A 19,194-nucleotide genomic window follows, 5' to 3' on the forward strand; every position below is an offset into this window, starting at 1 on the left:
ACACCACAGCTCATACGATATCGTGAGTCCTTTTTCTCCCCGTGCTGCGGTATCCTTGCCTCATGACACTCCATCACATGCCCGCTCTTCTGCTTGCCGCCTCCATGATGGCGGTCGTGTCCACCGCCCGGGCAGAACCGGGTGATCCTCTCCCTGTGGACAAGCGCCCTGCAGCACCGGCTCTTCTCATTCCCACCCTTCCCTGCCAGACGCTGGCCAGTACACCTCTCACCTATGCCTCCACAGGCAGTGACGACTCGCTGCATGTCCGTGTGCAGTGCAGCATGGAAAAAGGGCAGGACGATCTCTGGCGGGCCAAGGCGTGCCGATACGACTCCAGATGGAACGGATTTTACATGCCCCGCCATCATGGCGCCCGCCCCTACCGGGAGGCCGTAGCTGCCTACATGGGCCATGCCTGTTTCTCCGACAGCCAGCTGACGCCCTATTTCTCGGATGAGCAGACCGACCAGCCTGATGCCGTGTCCAGTGAAGACGCCTGGTCATCCCGTCTCATCGTTCCATGGCGGGGGACCCAGCCTGCCCATGGCATCAGCCGGGCACAGGATGAAACAGTCGGGAATGTCTTCCTGCACAACCGGGCCGTCACGGTAAAGCTGAGCTTTACACACGTGCCCCCCGTAACGGCAGAAGAAAACAACATGGACAAGGCCGCCCATTCTCCCCGGCGGTTCCAGCCTGCAACAAGCCTCATCAATCTGGATAATGTAGCCCCGTCCCGCTGAAGGGGCGGTCCACCACCCGGAAGGTAAGGTTGTACCGACAGTCCAGCCCGGCGACGGCTGGTGCGGCCCGTATCGGTGCCACACCGTGAAAATGATATCGGCTTGGGCCACCCCAGACCACCACATCCCCATGATGCAGCGGCACCTTGCGGCAGGGGGAACCCCGCAGGGCACCACCCCACAGGAACAGGGCTGAAAGCCCCAGCGAGACCGAAACGACGGGGGCCTGCATGGTGCGTTCGTCACGATCCTGATGCAGCCCCATTCCCGCTCCGACGGCATACCGATTGACAAGCCCGCATTGTGGGACAAACCCCTCGTAACCTGCCGCCCGTGCAGCACGCCCTGCCATATCTGCAAAAAGGGCAGGCATGGCCGGCCAGGGCTGGCCCGTCAGCGGGTCGGTCTGCATGTAACGGTAGCCCTGCCCGTCACTCACCCAACCATATGGACCACAGGCCGTCATGCCCGCTGCCATCACCCCTCCACCAGCCGTCCTGTAATGACGGAAAGGAGCCTTCTGGCTGATGGATTCCACAGCCTGAAGCAGCGCCTGCGCCTCCGCACGGGCAAAGCCACCCAGCAGAACCGCCCCGGGCGACAGGACAAGCTGCTCCCGGGTCTCCGGGAAAAGATCATCCATCAAGGGCCAGTCACTCCCCTCTCATTGCCGATGAAAGAACCGTATCTGCCTCGTGACAATCTTCATATCCTGCAACGCTCTGGAAAAAACGGCAAAATGCGGAGCAGCCTCATGCGCCCGGAAGGCAGCCCGGCTCTCATACACCTCGTGCAGCACAACAAGCATGGGATCATCCTCACTGCACTGAATGGTAAATTCCAGACAGCCCGGCTCATCAGCCCTGGAACGGGCCGCATCATGACGGCAGACTTCAAGGAATGCCTCCAGAGTATCTTCTCTGGCCTCGAATTCTGCCAGAACGACAAGTGGTCCGCACATGGAACGTCTCCTGCATGACGGATGGATGAAGACCGACCCACCCTTCTGGCAGAATGGCCCGCAACCGGACCAGACGCAACCATCCCGGCCGTGAGGCCAAAGCAGGGCAGGGCTGTATCATGACGGCTTGCCAGACGAAGAGTCGCAAGGTTTCCTGACTGGAGCCTCATCCACCCCTGCATATCCAACAGGAGACACCCCATGACAGACAGGCAGGATACCGCCGCCACCCGGTTTCTCGACAGTGCCGCCATTTCATACAGGACATGCCGCTACGACTATGCCCCACAGAAAGGCCATATCGGCGAGCAGGCCGCCAGCGCCATTGGGGCAGAGCCTTCCGCCGTCTTCAAAACCCTTGCCGTCAAGATCGACAGGAAGCAGCCCGCTTTTGCAGTCATCCCGGTGGACAGACGGGTCAACTTCAAGGCACTGGCAGCGGCTCTGGGTGGCCGGAATGCCAAGATGATGCAGCCCGATGAGGCCCATGACCGCACGGGATTCGTCTCGGGTGGAACAACGCCTTTCGGCTCCCGTGAAACCCTGCCCACCGTCATCGACCGCAGCGCACAGAAACACAGGACAATCTGGATCAATGCCGGGGACCGGGGATTTCTGGCCTGCCTGACACCCCAGGATGTGCAGATGGTGACGCAGGGGATTTTTGCCAGCATTGCCGAATGACCGGTCTTCACCCCCCACAGACATGACCATTTCATGACAGTGATTTCACTAACATTTTATCACCCTGCTCCTGTATCTTCCCATGCGGACAGCCCCACATGAGAGAGGCTGGACAGGCAGGCAGCCTGACAGAACTGGTACAAGGAAACGCAAGATGATCCATGTCTCCGGACTACTGATGAAGCGGGCAGCCGCAGGCCTTGCTCTGGCAGCTCTGGCCTGCGGTCTGGCCATCACGCCAGCCGAGGCACACCATCACCACAGTTTCGGCCACAGCTTCGCCCGGGGGCTTGGCTTCGGCGTAGGGTCCGGTGTGGGGTACAACGTGGTTGACCGTGTCTTCAACGGCTATGGCGGAGGCGGCTATTACGGTGGTGGCTACGCCATGCCCTACATGGCCCCGAGCTATGCCCCGCCGCCACCGCCACCACAGAGCACGAATGTCATTGTCATCCAGCAGCCTGCGGCTCCTCCGCCTGTACCCGGCTACCCCTACCCCGTGCCCGGCTACACCCATTTTCAGCCCGGTCAGGGATATGTCGCCCAGACGACCACATACGTACAGGGCTATGGCTATGTTCCAGCACAGCCCCAGCCCGTGACACCCTGAGCAGGCCAGACGAAAGGGGAGGATTTTAACCTTTTCTTCCCAAACTGGTATTGCTTGAATAACCAGTAAAAACTGGTTGATTTGAGTGGGATAATATCTCTATGGAGGCACAGGTTCTGCAATAACACGATAAGAAAGAGTTAATAGTCAGGGATGGTCTTCTGTCGTCTTTTCATTGACCGCCCCGTGGCGACAACACTTCTGGCACTCGCCATCTTTCTGTCCGGCATGATTGCCCTGCCTTTCCTGCCCATTTCCACCATGCCGGACATGACGGCGACCTCCATCATGGTGATCGCCAACCAGCCGGGGTCGGACCCGCAGCAGATGGCCACCTCCGTCTCCACTCCACTGGAGCGGCGGCTGGCGACCATTGCAGACATCCAGACGCTGGAATCCGTCACGACCAGAGGGCAGACGTCCATCTTTCTGGATTTTTCCTCATCCCGCAACATCAATGGCGCCCTGCGGGATGTGCAGGCAGCCCTCCATGCCGCCCGAAGCGACCTGCCCACCAGCACGCTGGAAGCAGACCCGCAGGCCTTCAAGCTGGATGGCGACAAACCGATCTATCTGCTCCATCTGACATCAGACCAGCTCCCCAGGGCACAGCTTTATGACCTCGCCACCATAAGGGTCCGCCCCATACTGGCACAGATAGCCGGTGTGGGGCGTGTCGAGCTGTTCGGGGCCTCCAACCCGGCTGTCCGGGTCGAACTGAACCCCTATCCTCTCTACCGCTGGGGGCTGAACCCCGAGGATGTCCGGGCGGCGCTGGCCTCGGCCAATGCCTTCACGCCAAAGGGCTTCATCACGTCGGGCAACCAGCGCATCCAGCTCCAGACGAATGACCAGGCTACCGAGGCCGCCCATTACAGGGACCTCATCGTGGCCTACCGCAACGGGAAAAATCCCATCTACCTCAAAGACATCGCCACCGTACGGGATGACGTGCAGGACGTGTACCAGAACAGTACACTGAACGGGAAAACAGCCATCACAATCGCTGTCATCCCCCAGCCACACGCCAATGCGGTGGAGATTGTCAACGACATCGTCAGGCGTCTTCCCCGGCTCCAGCAGGCCCTGCCTGCCAGTGCGGAACTCCGCACCGGCCTGGACCTGTCCCTGACCATCCGGGCCTCGCTGGCAGATGCCAAACAGACACTGGTCATTTCCATCTTTCTGGTCGTGCTGGTCATTGCCCTCTTCTTCCGCCACATGGCCAGCACGCTCATCCCGGCCATCACCATCCCTGTCGCTCTCTCGGGGACGCTGACAGCCATGGCGTGGTTCAATTTCTCGCTGAACATCCTTTCCCTCATGGCTCTGACCATTGCAGTCGGGTTTGTCATTGATGATGCCATTGTCGTGCTGGAGAACATTGCCCGCCACATGGAAAACGGGATGAACCGCTATCAGGCCAGCATCGTCGGCACCTCCGAGATCGCCTTCACCATCATCTCCATCAGCCTGTCCCTCATCGCCGTTTTCATCCCGCTGCTCTGCATCCCCGGTACGCTTGGTTCGGCCCTTCATGAATTTGCGCTGACAATGGCTGCGACCATTGCCATCTCCATGGTCCTGTCCCTGACCCTGACGCCCATGCTCTGCGCCCATTTCCTGACGATAGAACCAGCAGGCAGCACGCCGGCCATTCCCGAAAGGCCCCGCTATTCTCCCCTGGCAGACCCTGTCTCCTGGCTTCTCTATGGTGCCATGAGGACTGTCCGCGCCGTGGAAACGGGACTTTACCACCTGACGTCGCTCTATGACCGTTCAATGCACTGGAGCCTCCGCCACCCCATCATCATCGGGCTGACCCTGCCGGGGAGCTTCCTGCTCATGGTCGGCATCATCATTCTCATGCCCAAGACGGCCATACCCTCCATGGACCTTGCCATTCTTCAGGGCAGCATCAATGGCGAACCAAGCCTCTCCTTCAAGGCCCTGACACGCCGGATGCATCAGGTGGAAAGCATCATCCAGAAAGACCCGGCCGTGCAGACCGTCGTGACCTTCAACCGCACGAGCCATACGGGGCGCATCTTCGTCACGCTCAAGGACAAGAGCGTGCGTGACAGCATCCCCGTCATCCTGGCCCGGCTACGCAAGGCCATTCCCCAGCAGGCCGGGGCGGAGGCCTTTTTCTGGGCTCTGAACAATGGCCGCCAGGGAGGGGGCGACAGCAACACCACGGGCAATTACCGTTATGTTCTCCAGAGCGACAGCAACGGCCCCCTTTACGCCACCATGCCTCCCCTGCTGGCCCAGCTGCGGGCCAGCGGGAAGTTCCGCAACCTCTCCACCGATGCAGAGGATCTGAGCTTTTTTGCCAATGTCCTCATCCACCGTGACCTGGAAGCCCGCTACAACATCACGCCCCAGCTCGTGCAGAATGCGCTCTTCGATGCCTACGGGCAGAGCATCGTCTCCACCATCCACCTTCCCCTGACCAATCACCGGGTGGTCATGGTGGTGGCGGAACCGTTCCGGGAATATTCCAACACACTGCACCATCTCTGGCTGTCCACCTCGGCTGGTACGGCAGCAGGGGGCATTGCCTCCAACCTCATCCGGGTCAGGACCAAAGGCACGCTCAGTACCCAGGCCTCCCTCTCCCGGGATTCCGTCACCAACTCCCTGGCCAACAAGCTCTCGGGCAACAGCTCGAACGGGGCCGCCGTCTCCTCATCCCAGGAAACGATGATCCCGCTGGATAATGTTGCCAGCATTGTCAAAACGCCCATGCCGCTCAGCATCACCCACCATAATGGCTATTATGCCACGACACTCTCCTTCGATCTGGCCGAAGGCACCAGCTATGATGATGCCATCTCGCTGATACACAGGGCACTGGTGAACCTTCATGCTTCAGACAGCATTCATGGGGAGTTCACGGGGACAACCGGAGAAACGACGGACCTCATGCTCAATGCCCTGCTGGCCTTCCTGGCAGCCATCACCATCATGTACATTGCCCTCGGCGTTCTCTACGAAAGTCTCCTCCACCCCATCACCATCCTTTCCACCCTGCCGTCCGCTGGCGTGGGGGGCGTGCTGGGGCTGTGGGCCTCCGGTGAGCAGTTCAGCCTTGTGGCCATCATCGGCGTCATCCTGCTGACGGGCCTCGTGAAGAAGAATGCCATCCTGGTGATCGACTTTGCCCTGCACATCCACCACCATCATCCAGACATGACAGCCGAGGAGACCATCCGCCATGCCTCTGTCACCCGCTTCCGCCCCATCCTTATGACAACACTGGCCGCAGCCCTCGGCGGTATCCCGCTGCTGATTAGCCAGGGGTATGGCTGCGAACTGCGCCGCCCTCTGGGCGTGGCCATTCTGGGCGGCATGGCCATCAGCCAGCTGCTCACCTTCTACACCACACCAGCTGTCTATCTGCTGATGGAAAAGCTGAAACACCACAGTCTGTCCCTGATGAGGCGGGTCCGGGCCGCCCTGTAAGCCTGCCCCTTATGAACCCGACAGGAAAAAACGGTCAGCCGGACCCTCCACGGGCCAATTGCACCGCGCTGCGGCTCTTTCTATAAAAAGGGCCTGAGGAGAACGCCCGCCCATGACCCGGAACCATGATGCCAGCACGCCCCATCCATCCCTTGATGAAAAGTCCCTCCTGCCCCGCCCGACACGCCGCACGGTCCTGACGGCTGGGTCCGTGGCGCTGGGAGGGGCCGGGGCCTGTACGCTGGCCGCACCCTTTCTGGACAGTCTCCGCCGCACCCGGGCAAGCTCTGCTGCCAGCACACAGGAAGAAACGGTCCTGGATATTTCCGTACAGGACCTGGAGCCCGGTGCGCACAAGATCGTCGTCTGGCAGGGGATGCCCGTTGCCATCCAGCGCCGCACACCAGAGATGATCCGTGCGCTGGAGGACCCCGCCCTGCTCGCCCAGCTGCTGGACCCGCAATCCCGCATCCGGCAGCAGCCCCGTGAGGCTGAAAATGCCCACCGGTCCCTCCGGCCCGACTATGGCGTGTATGTCACCATCTGCACCCATCTGGGCTGCGTACCGGACTATCAGAACATCACCAGCCTGCCCGCCTCTGGCGGATTCTTCTGCCCCTGCCATGGGTCGCAGTTTGATGGAGCTGGCCGGGTCCTTCGCAACATGCCCGCCCCCTACAATCTCCCGGTTCCCCCACTCCATTTCGTGGATGACCATACAATCAGGCTGGGAGAAAGCCTTCTCTCACCCCATTACGGCATGAACAGCATCCAGCAGCTCTGAGGGACGGTCCACACGATGAACGACAACACACACCCGACCAGAAGCTGGCTCGACTCCCGCCTGCCCTTCCTGCGGCCTTTCTGCCAGCACATGACCCGCTTCCCCATGCCGCCGGTCAATCTGCTCTGGACACTTGGTGCCTGTCTGATGGTTGCTTTCGGGCTGATGGTCGTAAGCGGTCTGTTCCTCTCCCTGCATTACCAACCCGATCTCGCCCAGGCTTTCGACAGTGTGGAAGCCATGGAACGGCGGGTCCCCTCCGGCTGGCTCATCCGCAGCATCCATACAGGCGGGGTCAGCCTGCTCTTTGCTGCGCTCTATCTCCATGTCGGCCGAGGCCTCTGGTACGGGTCTTACAAAGCCCCACGGGAACTTGTCTGGCTCTCCGGCCTGTTCCTGATGCTTCTGTTCATGACGACCGCCTTTGCAGGTTATGTCCTGCCATGGGGGCAGATGTCCTATTGGGGGGCCACCGTCATCACCCATGCCGTGGAGGCCATACCCGGCATCGGTCACGGGCTGCTCGTCTATCTTCTGGGAGAAGACACGCTGGGCGGTGTGGCCCTGCACCGCTTCTTCATCCTGCATTTCACCCTTGGCTTCATCATCGCTGCGGTGGTCGGGCTCCATATACTCTGCCTGCATGGTACAGGCTCCAGCAACCCCACGCTGGACAGCCCCCACCCGGACCGCACGACCCGCCCCTTTGCTCCATTTTATGTGGTGAAGGACTGTCTGGCCGTCTGCGTGTTTCTGGCCCTGTTTGCCGGGCTGATCTTTTTCCTGCCGGGGCTGCTGGGCAAACTGGACAACATCATCCCAGCCAATCCCCTCAAAACACCGACAGACATCACACCGGAATGGTATCTGGCCCCGTGGTTTGCCATGCTGCGGGCTGTCCCTTCCCGTCTGGGGGGGCTGATTGCAGCAGCCACCAGCCTGCTTCTCCTCTTCATCCTGCCCTGGCTGGACCAGTCCCCCCGCCATAACGCTACCTACCGCCCGCTGGCCCGGATGGGGCTGGGACTGTTCTTCATCGCCTTCATCATCCTCATTCTGGCAGGAATGAACAGAGCTACCCCCCTCTGGGTCTGGCTCAGCCGGGGCGCCATGCTGGTCTGGTTCCTCACCTTTCTGGGGCTGCTCCCTCTGGCAGCCTACAGGGAACGACGAGCCAGTGACGCCTCCACACAGGGAGATGCACCATGATGCGTTCATGCCTCCGCCCAACGGGCATGGTTTTTCTGGCCGCCCTGTCCCTGGCCCATCTCCCCGCCACGGCCAGAGCGGATGACCCTGCCCCAACACAGGCCCCTGCCGCTGCGCAGGTGGCGACCCCTGCGACAGTCCCGCCAACCACCATGCGCCCGGAAGAACGGGGACTGATGATCTTCCAGCAGGTATGCAGCTCCTGCCACAGCATGGAGCGTGCCCATTATGGGGACATGATTGACCTCCAGCCCTCCGTCACGGCCCTGCAACACTGGGCACAGCAGCGTCATGCCGGGCTGGAAAGCCCCATCGCCTCCCCCTATCCCAGTGTGGCTGTAGGCAAGGCCAATAATGGCGGGGACTATCCACCGGACCTCTCCCACATTGCCCGCACCATCCGGGGCGGCCCGGACTATATCCGCCAGATGCTGGCAGGTTACCGCCCCGTTCCGCCCGGCGTCACCCTGGCACCGAATACCTATTACAACCCCATCGCCCTGACGCATCATCACAGGTTCAAGATGCGCCCCCCACTGCATGAGGGCATGATCGCCTTCCCGGACGGTACACAGGCCACCATTCCCCGGATGGCCAGCGACGTGACGGCCTTTCTCCAGTGGGCTGATGATTCCCACCGCAGCACCCGCCATTTCATCGGCACGGCCGTCCTGCTCTATCTCGCCCTGCTGGGCGGAATACTGCTTGCGCTCTGGCGGCTGCTGAAAAAAGAAGCCTGAAACGGAAAAGCCCCGCCCCAGAAACCGGGACGGGGCCAACCTCGGAACGACATCCGGCCTCAGGGAGCCGGGTTGGCGTTCAGCTGGTGGATGGCGTTGATCTTCTCTTCCAGCTCCGGCGTGATCTCCACCTGAATGGAGGTCAGAGCCGTCTCAAGCTGTTCCATCGTCGTGGCACCGATGATGTTGGATGTCACGAACGGGCGTGACGTGACGAACGCAATGGCCATCTGGGCGAAATCAAGCCCGGATTCCTTCGCCAGAGCCTGATAGGCCCGGATGGCATCATCCACACCCGGCTTTTCATAACGCTGGCCCCGGTTGAACAGGGTCGTCCGGGCTCCCGGCGGGCGGGCACCATCCAGATATTTGCCGGTCAGATAGCCCTGCGCCAGAGGGGAATAGGCCAGCAGGCCGACATCTTCCCGCAGACCCATCTCGGCCAGACCGATCTCATAGGTCCGGTTCAGCAGATTGTAGGCATTCTGGATGGAAGCAATGCGAGGCTGCTTTTCCTCCCGGGAAACACGCAGGAACTCGGACACGCCCCAGGCGGTCTCATTGGAGAGACCGACATGACGGACCTTGCCTTCCTTCACCAGCTCACCCAGAGCGCCCAGTGTCTCGGCAATCGGTACCTCATCAGCATCGGAGAGCGTGCGGAAGGTCGTGCCGCCCTCACCAAAGATGTTCACCACCCGGTCCGGCCAGTGCAGCTGGTAAAGGTCCAGATAATCAGTGTTCAGCCGCTTCAGGGACTCATCAATGGCATAACGTATCTGTGCCGGTGTCAGACGTGGCTTTTCACCATCGGGGCGAAACCAGTCATTCTGGCTGCGTCCAACAACCTTGCTGGCAAGGATGACCTTGTCCCGGTTGCCACGGGCCTTCAGCCAGCTTCCCACGATCCGCTCGGTCGAACCCTGCGTCTCCGCACGCGGTGGAATCGAATAAAGTTCAGCCGTGTCGATGAAATTTACGCCATGTTCAAGCGCCATATCGAGCTGGGCATGACCCTCTGCCTCGGTATTCTGCTGGCCGAACGTCATGGTGCCAAGGCAGAGCTCACTCACCTTCAGGCCAGTCCGTCCCAGTGTTCTGTACTGCATGGGCATTCCTTCCTGTCATGGTCACTATATGGCGGGCATCCTGACATGCCCGTAATGTAGGGCCCGACCACCAGGCAAGGGCCTGCTTCCCTTTTGCCCCGGCTTGCCGCTATCCTGCCCCACAACGATACACCACGCAGCATATCAGGAAAACAGGCAGGACCAATGCGTATTCTACTGGTTGAGGATGATCCGACTGTCCGCTCCTTTGTCCTCAAGGGGCTGAAAGAAGCTGGCCATAACGTGGACCAGGCCGACAACGGCAAGGATGGGCTGTATCTGGCCATTGGCGAGAAATACGACATCATCATCCTCGACAGGATGCTCCCCGGTGGCATTGACGGGCTGAACATCCTTGAAACCCTGCGTGGCCAGAAGAACAACACCCCCGTGCTGCTGCTCTCCGCTCTTTCCGACGTGGATGACAGGGTGGATGGGCTGCGGGCCGGCGGGGATGATTATGTCACGAAGCCTTTCGCCTTCTCCGAGCTTCTGGCCCGTGTGGAAGCCCTGGGGCGCCGGGGCCACAATGAATCCGCCCCGGAAACATCCCTGACCGTAGGCGACCTGACGCTGGACCTCCTCTCCCGCGAAGTCCGCCGTGATGGGCAGAAAATCGATCTCCAGCCCCGTGAATTCCGCCTTCTGGAGTTTCTCGTCCGCCATGCGGGGCAGGTTGTCACCCGGACGATGCTGCTGGAGAAAGTCTGGGACTATCACTTCGACCCGCAGACGAACGTGATTGATGTCCATGTCTCCCGCCTGCGCCAGAAAGTGGACAAGCCGTTTGAGACGGCCATCATCCACACGGTCCGCAATGCAGGCTATATCCTTCGCCCCACGCAGGACTGACAGCCAACACCATGGCAGAGGAAAGGACACCCCTATACCGCCGTCTGTCCCGCCGCCACCTGTTCCGACTCCCTCTCCTCCACAACCGGAACGGAAAACGGCGCTGGCCCATCCGCTCGGCGGGCATCAATTTTGCTCTGGGCTATGGTGTCCTGTTTCTCATTTCGGCCACGCTGTTTCTCTCCTTCATCTGGTGGAGCAGCACAAACCTGCTGAACGACCATGTCCGTGCCTTCATCGAGACGGATGCGCAGGAACTCAGGCACCGCTGGGGGCACGGCGGAGCCCCCGCCCTGAGTGAGGCCATCAATGACAGGCTGGAACAGAACATTGATGATGACGCCCTCTATCTGCTGATAGACCGCCATGGGCGGCGAATGGCGGGCAACCTGCCGGGCTGGCCGGTGGCCGTCAAAAAGATGAACCACTTTTACGAGCTGACCATCCGCCGCTACACCTTCACGACGCCTGCCCAGTTCAAGGCCTATACCCTGCCGCATGGCTTCAAGCTGATTGTCGGGCACGACATACGGGGCCGCACCCTCCTCAGCACTGTCATCACCCGCACGCTCATCTGGTGTGCCGTCATGATCTCCCTGCTGGCCGTGGGCGGCGCCCTGGTGGTACGGGACCTCTTCCGCCGCATGGTTGGCTCCATCGCCCGTACAGCCTCTGCCGTAGCCAATGGCGACCTCAACCACCGCATCGCCCTGACAGGCAGTGAAACCGATCTCGTCGCCGAAACGGTCAATACCATGCTGGACAGGATCAACCGGCTGATGGAGGGCGTCCGCCAGGTCTCCAACGCCATTGCGCATGACCTGCGCACCCCCATAACCCGGGCCCGCAACCAGCTGGAAGAAGCTTTCTTCTCTGCCACCTCACCCGATGAACTGCGCACGGCCGTGGACAGAGCCATCGGGGACCTGGACCACATTACCGGCATCTTCGAGGCCCTCCTTCGGATCGCCCAGATAGAAGCAGGAGCACGCCGCTCGGCCTTCACGACCGTCAACCTCAACCAGCTCCTGTCCAACATGGCTGAACTCTACGAAGCCTCGGCAGAGGATGCCGGGCTGAGCCTGGCACTGGATGTCACCCCTCTGCCCTCCCTGTTTGGTGATGAAAGAATGCTCCAGCAGGCACTGGCCAACCTGCTGGACAATGCCATAAAATTCTCCCCACCAAACAGTATGCTGACCCTCAGCGCCCATCCCGTCATGGCCGGAACAGCCCCGGGCAGCGGCGCGGAGAAAAAACCACAGGGACTCGAGATCAGCGTCCGGGATCAGGGGCCGGGAATGAATGATGCCGACATACTGCGCGCCCACGAGCGCTTCTTCCGGGCTGAAAGCGCCCGCAACACGCCAGGCTCCGGCCTTGGCCTCTCTCTGGTACAGGCCGTCACCAGCCTGCATCATGGCCGTCTGACCCTTACCCAGGCCAATCCCGGCCTGAAAGTCACACTCTTCCTGCCCCTTCTGCCAGAAGCAGAACGGACCGGCAGAAGCACCACTCCGGCGGAAACCACACCATGAGACACCGTCCCGTCAGGCCTGTTACCAAATCTTCATTCCTCGCCCATCTTCCGGGCAAACAAGCTGTGATAGTCTGATGACCATGCGCACCGTTTTCTTCCTCACTGTCCTTCTCCTGCTGGCCCAGATGCCGCTCCGGCCGGGGCACGCCTGGGGGTCACTGCTGCCGGAAGACGAACCCTCCACCCCTGCGCAGGACCTTGTCATCACCAGCGACAGCCAGGCTTACTGCGCCCAGCTCAGCGAGCATCTGGCAGAAAAGATGCGCATGCCTCATGATGTTCCCGTCGGGGCCATGGATGATGCACGGCATCTTCAGGAAGAAGGGCAGGAACTCTGCCAGCAGAACCACATACGGGCAGGCATAGGCCGCCTGCGGCGCGCACTTGTTCTGCTGAAAAATCAGGAAGGCTCCCACCAATGACCCTCCATCGTTCGCTGAAATTCACGGGCCTGACTGCACTGGCCACCGGATGTCTGCTAGGCAGCGTGGCCATGGCAGCTCCCCCAGCACCAACCATCCCCGATGGCGAACCCCCTGCCATGATCCCGCCAGAGCCGCCACACCCACATGGTACGCTGCTCGCCTTTGCCGTTTCTGATGAAGCACAGGCAAAGGCAGATACGCTCTCCATACGCTTTTCAGCCAGAACGGAGGGCAGTTCTCCCACCGGCACCCAGCAGCACCTCAACCAGCTTGTCAGCAGTGCCATGGCCATCCTGAAAGATCAGCCGGACGTGAAAAGTACGGCGGAGACTTACACGGTCGGGCAGGAATATGGTCCTCATGACAAACGCAGCTGGGTTGCCCGCCAGAGCCTGACCCTGAGCAGCCAGAACCGTGACGGCCTGCTTGCTCTGGCCGAAAAACTTCAGAAACTGGGGCTGGGCCTTGAGGACATGCAATGGACTCTCAACCCCGAGACCCGTGAAAAGCTGGAAAAGCAGGCCCGTCTGGGGGCCCTGAAAAAACTCCGCCAACAGGCCGAGGAAGATGCCGCCGCTCTGGGCCAGACCCTGATTGGTCTGGAACGTGTGCGTATCGGGAGCCACGGCGCAGATGGTTTTGAACCGCTCCACCCCGCAGGCCCAATGCTCATGATGGCCGAAGCCCGCAGCGCTGCCGCAGCACCGGAGAGCACGGCAGAAATGCAGACCGTCCGTGTCACCGTCAGCGCCCAGGCCCGTCTGGCAGACAGGGAACCCCCGACTGCACCCTGATGGAGGGGCAGCCAGCCCTAGAAAACCGTCGTGGGGCGCTTGCCCAGCGCAACCGGGAGGGTGATGATCTTGCCCTCCCGCCTTATGGTGAAATTGAAAACCGTCCCGGGATGGGCTGCCGCAACACTGCGCAACACCGTCCGGGCATCATGCACCGGGATGTTGCCAATCGCCAGGATGGCATCCTTCTTCCGCAGGCCTCCCCGCCATGCCGCTCCGTGAGGATCCACATCCTCCACCCACATGGGGAAACTGGAATCGTTGAGCGTCACACCCAGCCAGCCATGTTCCACATGGCCCGTCTGGCGGATGGCCTCCACGACAGGCGCCACGATTTCCGACGGAATACCAAAGCCAATCCCCACGGAACCATCACTGGGGGACGCAATGGCGGCGTTCATTGCCACGACCTGCCCCTGGAGATTGAAAGCAGGCCCACCAGAATTGCCCGGATTGATGGGGGCATCCAGCTGCATGAAGTCATCCAGCGCCCCACTACCCAGATCACGCCCGACAGCAGAAACAATGCCTGCCGTCACTGACGACCCGAACCCGAACGGATTGCCTGCCACAAGTATCCAGTCCCCGATTTCCACCTGCCGGCTGTCCCCCCAGGAAACGCAGGGCAGCGGTGTCGGGCTATCCACCTTGATGACGGCAATATCCGTCATCGGGTCATCCCCCAGGCTGTGGGCGGGCAGGGAGCGGCCGTCAGACAGGGACACCATGATCCTCGTGGCGTGGCCGATGACATGCCGGTTCGTCACGATGATGCCAGAAGCATCCACCACGAAACCGGATCCCGCCCCTGTCAGCTCGTCATCAGCCGGATGCAGCATGTGATGCCCCCTGCCCGTCACATGATGCCGGAGACGATGCTTCTTCCGGGGGGCCGGTGAAGCGCGGCGCTGCTCCTGGCTGGCAGGCGGAGAGGCCGTATCAGGCTCTCCCTCATCATCCTCATCCGCCGAGGATGACGCATGAGAGATTGAAATATTCACCACCGCCGGAATGACCTGATGGACCAGCGGCGCAAAACTGGGCAGATTCAACGCCTCCCGCAAAGCGGGCGCTTCATGGTTCACACCCACGGGCAGGGCCCCCACCGGCGTGGCAGCAGGCGGCAGCACAAGCGGAGACGATACCGGAACAGGCGGATGACGGACCGCCTTATACAGGCTCGTATTCTTTATCGGCTCGGGAACCTTTTCCCCACCAGGCACCCACCACAGGCATACGCCCGCAGCCACCATGCTCCCCACGGCCGCCGGCAGCAGGACAGACCAGACCAAGTGCCTCATAACCGGCTGCATTCACATGCGCTCCCCTCACTGCGGCACGGCTGCCGCAATGTCTCTTCAAGTCTTCCACTCCCTACCACACTCCATCCCGTTTGAAAGCACCTTCCTGACCTTCAGGCTGTACCACATATCAGCCCGCCCCAGCAGAAAACACCCCATCTCCACCTTGCAAAATACTTGCAGGGACCCGGTCTCCGTGGCAGTTTACTTTTCTTTCATTTTCAGGGCAGGCAGGGCAGGTCAGGAAAGACCCAGCATTCAGACAGCACGGGCTGAAAACAACCATGCCCCCTACCTCCTGAAGACCTGAAAAAGACATGCCGGATGCGCCAGAAGGACGGATACATGACAGCCCACAGCGAACGTAATGCAATTACCCTGCATCACCCGATTTTCGTGACGTATTTCTTTACGGTTCTCATCATCCAGAATGATGAGTTCAGGCATGTCGATTTCTGCGACATCGAACATTACAGGGCCTGCCTCCCCACCCATGAACAGCTGACGGCACATGGCATCACCGTCCTGAACCCGAAGGATGATACGTTCGTCCTGCTGAAAGACGGCAATTTCCTGTCCGCCCGCCCCGAAGGCACCTTCGGCTTCGCCAACAAGGCCAACTGGTGGGAAGAGTTCAGACGCCTCTCGAGCATTCCATTCAAATTCGTTCAGGAAAAACCTTTTTCTCCCCATATACCGCACATCATCCACCAGACAGACAATGCCCTTCACCCGGAAACAGGCTATCTTGAAAACATAACGTCCCTGAAAACAATGAATAAGGACTGGGAGTACCGGTATTATTCAGAAAAAGACCGCATTGACTTCATCCATACCCATTATGGATGGGACGTGCTGAGTGTCTATCTGCGGCTGAACCGCCTCTATGGCGCAGCACAGGCGGATTTTTTCAGATATCTCTGCCTGTATCAGCATGGCGGTGTCTATCTGGACATGAAATCGGGCAGCAGCCGGCCATTATCCTCCATTATCCGTGATGACGACCAGTTCATCATTTCACAATGGGACTGGAGCCTGCCCCAATACTTCGAATGGGGCAAAAAAGCCGAACTGTCCCACATTGAAGGGGGCGAATTCCCTATATGGTGTCTCATCTGTGCGCCGGGCCATCCTCTTATGGCCAAGGTCATCAACCAGCTGATCGCCAACATCTTCCTTTACACGCCCAACCTGCACAGCACGGGCAGCGTGGCAACACTGAAAGTGACCGGCCCCATCCTGTTCACAAGAGTCGTCTTCAACAACCTGAACAAATTCGACATCAGGATGGAAAACATTCTGGCGAAGGGCCTCAATCCCCACATGGTGAAGAACATTTACCGCAAGGACCAATATCACGAGCAGGTCCTGCCCCTCGTCATACAATCCACCCGTGTGGGCGATACCATATGATGGCCTCTCCTCCCCGAAGCAGCACATGCTCGAACCACCGGGGACAGAAAACCGGAGACTGAACGGCCTCAAGCCTCCTCGGCGGGATTTTCGGGCCATTTATGTCTGGGGTAGCGCCCCCGCATGTCCCGCCGCATGTCCAGCCAGCCTGACGTCCAGAACTGGGCAAGGTCCGCCGTCACGGCCTGTGGCCGTCCGGCAGGGGACAGCAGGGTAGCATGGAGCGGCACCCGGCCACCTGCCAGCTTCGGCAGGGCCGTGGTGCCATAAAAGTCCTGCGCCCGGGCAGAAAGGGATGGCACGACCGTCGTGTAATCAATGCGCCGGCGCCCGACCTTCAGAGCCACATGGGACGGAAGCTGGCGGTCCAGCTCCTGCCTGTCCTCGTAGGACAGACGGCTGGCCAGAATGGCCACAAGGTCCAGCTCCTGAATCTGTGTGAGCCGGTCCAGTCCCGCAAGCCACGGTTCCAGCCACTCCATGTCCTCGGCCAGAGCCTCGTCAGACAGATCAGGCAGATGGGGCGCATAATGCGTCCGGGCCAGAGCAACACGGGCCTGAAACTGGCGGGCCGCCGCCGACCAGTCCAGATGCCGGGCCAGATCAGACCGCACCTTCGCCAGAAGGGCCACCGTGATGTCTTCCGCCTCGGGGGGGACATTACGATCCTTCAGCACCAGATTGCCCAGCCGCAGCCTCTGCCGGACAATAACCTTGCCCGATGTACCATCAAGGGCCGGTTCCCGCTGTTCCTTCAGGCTGGCCTGTACGGAATCGGGCAGGGTCTCCAGCGTGACCGGAGCCGCAAGGGTCATGTCCGTCCCCTTGCGGACATGGAAGGCCGCCCCAGCCAGAAGGTCCTCCCGCACCAGCGGGTCTGTCGCCCCCAAGCGGGCACTGCCACCTCCTGCCAGACGGTACCGTCCATCGGCACTGGTCCGCTGTGCCAGACGGTCAGGGAACCCCGCCGCCACCAGACGTCCCGCGACGTGACCCGTCAGCCCATCGCTCACGAGGTCCGCAAGACCATCCTGCCCTGTCCCCTGCCCGGCCCGGCGCAGGAACCGCCCCGCAGCATGGCGGAGCTGCCGCAACACATGCCTGGGAACACGGGCATCATCCTGCATGAAGAGTTTCAGACGCAGCCGGAGGTCAGCGGAGGCCTCTCCTCCCCGGCCCCCACGACCGCCCAGCGGATCACGTTCTTCCAGAAGGGCCGCCAGACAGGCCGCCACGGCCATCTCCTCCACCGTCCGGGCAGCGCAGAGCATCGCAGCCAGCCGGGGATGCGTACCAAACCCGACCATCCGCTGCCCCAGAGCCGTCAGCTCCCGCTGACCATCCAGAGCCCCCAGAAACTGGAGAAGGGACTGCGCTGCGGCCAGTCCCCCCTCCGGGGCTGGCTCGATGAGCGGCAGAGCCGCCGGGGCCGTGCCCATCGCCTGCTGCCAGGCTGCCGTCACGAGGGCAAAATCACACAGGTCCGCCTCCCTTATGGCGGGGACTTCCTGCACGATCAGGCTACGCTGGGTCATTTCAGACCAGAGACGGATGGCAATACCGGGAGCCTGACGCCCCGCACGGCCTGCCCTCTGTTCCGCCGTTGCCCGGGAAATGCGCCGTGTATGAAGGCGGGGCAGGCCCGTACCGGCATCACGCTGGGGCAGACGCCGCCAGCCACCATCCACCACCACACGCACACCGGGAACCGTCACGGACGTTTCAGCAATGGATGTCGCCAGCACGATACGCCGCCCGGACTCCGGAGCCAGCGCACGGGCCTGATCCTCCACCGACTGCTCCCCGTACAGAGGATGGACAGGCACCCGGTCCCCAAGAAGTCCCTGAAGACTGGCCTGCGCCCTGCGGATTTCTCCCACCCCGGGCAGGAACGCCAGAATGGAGCCCTCTTCCTCCCGCCAGGCCTGTGCCACGGCCTGGACACAGCTCTCCGGCAGATCACGCAGATGGGCAATGTCCCGCCGGTAGCGGACCTCCACCGGGTGCTGCCGTCCGTCACTCTCGATCAGCGGGGCCTGAAGGGCGGTCGTGAAAATGCCCGCATCCAGCGTGGCGGACATGGCCACGAGCCGCAGCTCCGGCCGCAGGCTCTGCTGCATGTCCCGGCAGAACCCCAGAGCCGTGTCGCCATCCAGTGACCGCTCATGCACTTCATCAAACAGGACGGCAGATACGCCATCCAGCAGGGGGTCTGCCAGCAGGCGGCGGACCAGCAGACCCTCCGTGACGACTTCAATGCGGGTCCGGGCCGAAACGGCACTGTCGATGCGGGTGCGATAGCCGATCACCCCGCCGGGGGCTTCACCCCGCAAGGCCGCCATGCGCTGGGCCGCTCCCCGTACGGCCACACGCCGTGGCTCCACAAGCAGGATACGGCCATCCCCCAGCCAGCCAGGCGCAGCCTCCAGCAGAAAAGGCGGCACGGCCGTAGTCTTTCCGGCACCCGGCGGCGCCACAAGCACAGCATTGGAGCCAGCGGCCAGTGCCTCCAGCAAAGCCGGCAGGACCGCCGTCACGGGCAGGGAATCCGACATCAT

The 19,194-nt window shown here is 61.3% G+C and carries 17 protein-coding genes; 12 read left to right on the plus strand and 5 right to left on the minus strand.

The window, feature by feature from the left end:
• Positions 1-62: 62 nt before the first annotated feature.
• Entirely contained in the window at positions 63-746 is a 684-nt protein-coding gene (locus tag CO583_RS04750; RefSeq protein WP_248460316.1) for a hypothetical protein, read from the plus strand.
• On the opposite strand, the gene alkB is transcribed toward CO583_RS04750, so the two are convergent.
• Together alkB and CO583_RS04760 are read right to left on the minus strand one after the other, a co-directional pair.
• Positions 715-1,389 (minus strand): DNA oxidative demethylase AlkB, encoded by a 675-nt coding sequence (gene alkB, locus CO583_RS04755; RefSeq protein WP_249103232.1) that lies wholly within the window; start codon positions 1,387-1,389, stop codon positions 715-717. The genes CO583_RS04750 and alkB overlap by 32 nt on opposite strands.
• Positions 1,390-1,410: 21 nt before the next feature.
• Complete coding sequence (locus CO583_RS04760; RefSeq protein ID WP_248630841.1) at positions 1,411-1,707, minus strand: putative quinol monooxygenase; 297 nt, start codon at positions 1,705-1,707, stop codon at positions 1,411-1,413.
• Between the two features lie 201 nt (positions 1,708-1,908).
• On the opposite strand from CO583_RS04760, the gene ybaK reads away from it, so the two are divergent.
• The 6 genes from ybaK to CO583_RS04790 all read left to right on the plus strand — a co-directional run bounded on the left by ybaK (position 1,909) and on the right by CO583_RS04790 (position 9,202).
• Entirely contained in the window at positions 1,909-2,391 is a 483-nt protein-coding gene (gene ybaK / locus CO583_RS04765) for a Cys-tRNA(Pro) deacylase (RefSeq protein ID WP_043558642.1), read from the plus strand.
• A gap of 154 nt (positions 2,392-2,545) precedes the next feature.
• The gene (locus CO583_RS04770) at positions 2,546-3,001 is read left to right on the plus strand and encodes a hypothetical protein (protein ID WP_248630840.1); all 456 of its coding nucleotides are present in this window, start codon (positions 2,546-2,548) and stop codon (positions 2,999-3,001) included.
• A gap of 153 nt (positions 3,002-3,154) precedes the next feature.
• Positions 3,155-6,469 (plus strand): efflux RND transporter permease subunit, encoded by a 3,315-nt coding sequence (locus CO583_RS04775; RefSeq protein ID WP_249090106.1) that lies wholly within the window; start codon positions 3,155-3,157, stop codon positions 6,467-6,469.
• Between the two features lie 112 nt (positions 6,470-6,581).
• Positions 6,582-7,253 (plus strand): ubiquinol-cytochrome c reductase iron-sulfur subunit, encoded by a 672-nt coding sequence (petA, locus tag CO583_RS04780; protein ID WP_249103199.1) that lies wholly within the window; start codon positions 6,582-6,584, stop codon positions 7,251-7,253.
• A 15-nt stretch (positions 7,254-7,268) separates the two neighbouring features.
• The gene (locus CO583_RS04785; protein WP_248630838.1) at positions 7,269-8,462 is read left to right on the plus strand and encodes a cytochrome b N-terminal domain-containing protein; all 1,194 of its coding nucleotides are present in this window, start codon (positions 7,269-7,271) and stop codon (positions 8,460-8,462) included.
• Positions 8,459-9,202 carry a cytochrome c1 gene (locus CO583_RS04790; protein WP_248630837.1) on the plus strand — a complete coding sequence of 248 codons (744 nt, stop codon included), beginning with the start codon at positions 8,459-8,461 and terminating at the stop codon, positions 9,200-9,202. Before CO583_RS04785 ends, CO583_RS04790 begins: the two co-directional genes overlap by 4 nt.
• Positions 9,203-9,261: 59 nt before the next feature.
• On the opposite strand, the gene CO583_RS04795 is transcribed toward CO583_RS04790, so the two are convergent.
• The gene (locus CO583_RS04795; RefSeq protein ID WP_043558659.1) at positions 9,262-10,311 is read right to left on the minus strand and encodes an NADP(H)-dependent aldo-keto reductase; all 1,050 of its coding nucleotides are present in this window, start codon (positions 10,309-10,311) and stop codon (positions 9,262-9,264) included.
• 165 nt (positions 10,312-10,476) lie between these two features.
• Between CO583_RS04795 and CO583_RS04800 the strand changes: the two genes are divergently transcribed.
• The 4 genes from CO583_RS04800 to CO583_RS04815 all read left to right on the plus strand — a co-directional run bounded on the left by CO583_RS04800 (position 10,477) and on the right by CO583_RS04815 (position 13,922).
• Positions 10,477-11,163, plus strand: a complete 687-nt coding sequence (locus CO583_RS04800; protein ID WP_043558662.1) for a response regulator transcription factor — start codon at positions 10,477-10,479, stop codon at positions 11,161-11,163.
• 11 nt (positions 11,164-11,174) lie between these two features.
• On the plus strand, positions 11,175-12,701 hold the full coding sequence (locus CO583_RS04805; RefSeq protein ID WP_248630836.1) for a HAMP domain-containing sensor histidine kinase: 1,527 nt from the start codon (positions 11,175-11,177) through the stop codon (positions 12,699-12,701).
• A 76-nt stretch (positions 12,702-12,777) separates the two neighbouring features.
• Complete coding sequence (locus tag CO583_RS04810; protein WP_248630835.1) at positions 12,778-13,125, plus strand: hypothetical protein; 348 nt, start codon at positions 12,778-12,780, stop codon at positions 13,123-13,125.
• Positions 13,122-13,922 (plus strand): SIMPL domain-containing protein, encoded by an 801-nt coding sequence (locus CO583_RS04815; protein WP_156878796.1) that lies wholly within the window; start codon positions 13,122-13,124, stop codon positions 13,920-13,922. Before CO583_RS04810 ends, CO583_RS04815 begins: the two co-directional genes overlap by 4 nt.
• A 17-nt stretch (positions 13,923-13,939) precedes the next feature.
• Here CO583_RS04815 and CO583_RS04820 read toward each other — a convergent pair whose 3' ends face one another.
• On the minus strand, positions 13,940-15,223 hold the full coding sequence (locus tag CO583_RS04820; RefSeq protein ID WP_248630834.1) for a S1C family serine protease: 1,284 nt from the start codon (positions 15,221-15,223) through the stop codon (positions 13,940-13,942).
• 345 nt (positions 15,224-15,568) lie between these two features.
• Here CO583_RS04820 and CO583_RS04825 point away from each other — a divergent pair, with 345 nt between their 5' ends.
• A complete protein-coding gene (locus tag CO583_RS04825; RefSeq protein WP_248460309.1) occupies positions 15,569-16,636 on the plus strand; it encodes a glycosyltransferase family 32 protein in 1,068 nt (355 codons plus the stop codon).
• A gap of 68 nt (positions 16,637-16,704) precedes the next feature.
• On the opposite strand, the gene hrpB is transcribed toward CO583_RS04825, so the two are convergent.
• A complete protein-coding gene (gene hrpB, locus CO583_RS04830) occupies positions 16,705-19,191 on the minus strand; it encodes an ATP-dependent helicase HrpB (RefSeq protein ID WP_248630855.1) in 2,487 nt (828 codons plus the stop codon).
• Between the last annotated feature and the right edge of the window lie 3 nt (positions 19,192-19,194).

This window comes from Parasaccharibacter sp. TMW2.1882 (genome assembly GCF_023337635.1).
In the GTDB taxonomy this organism is placed as follows: Bacteria; Pseudomonadota; Alphaproteobacteria; order Acetobacterales; family Acetobacteraceae; genus Bombella; species Bombella apis.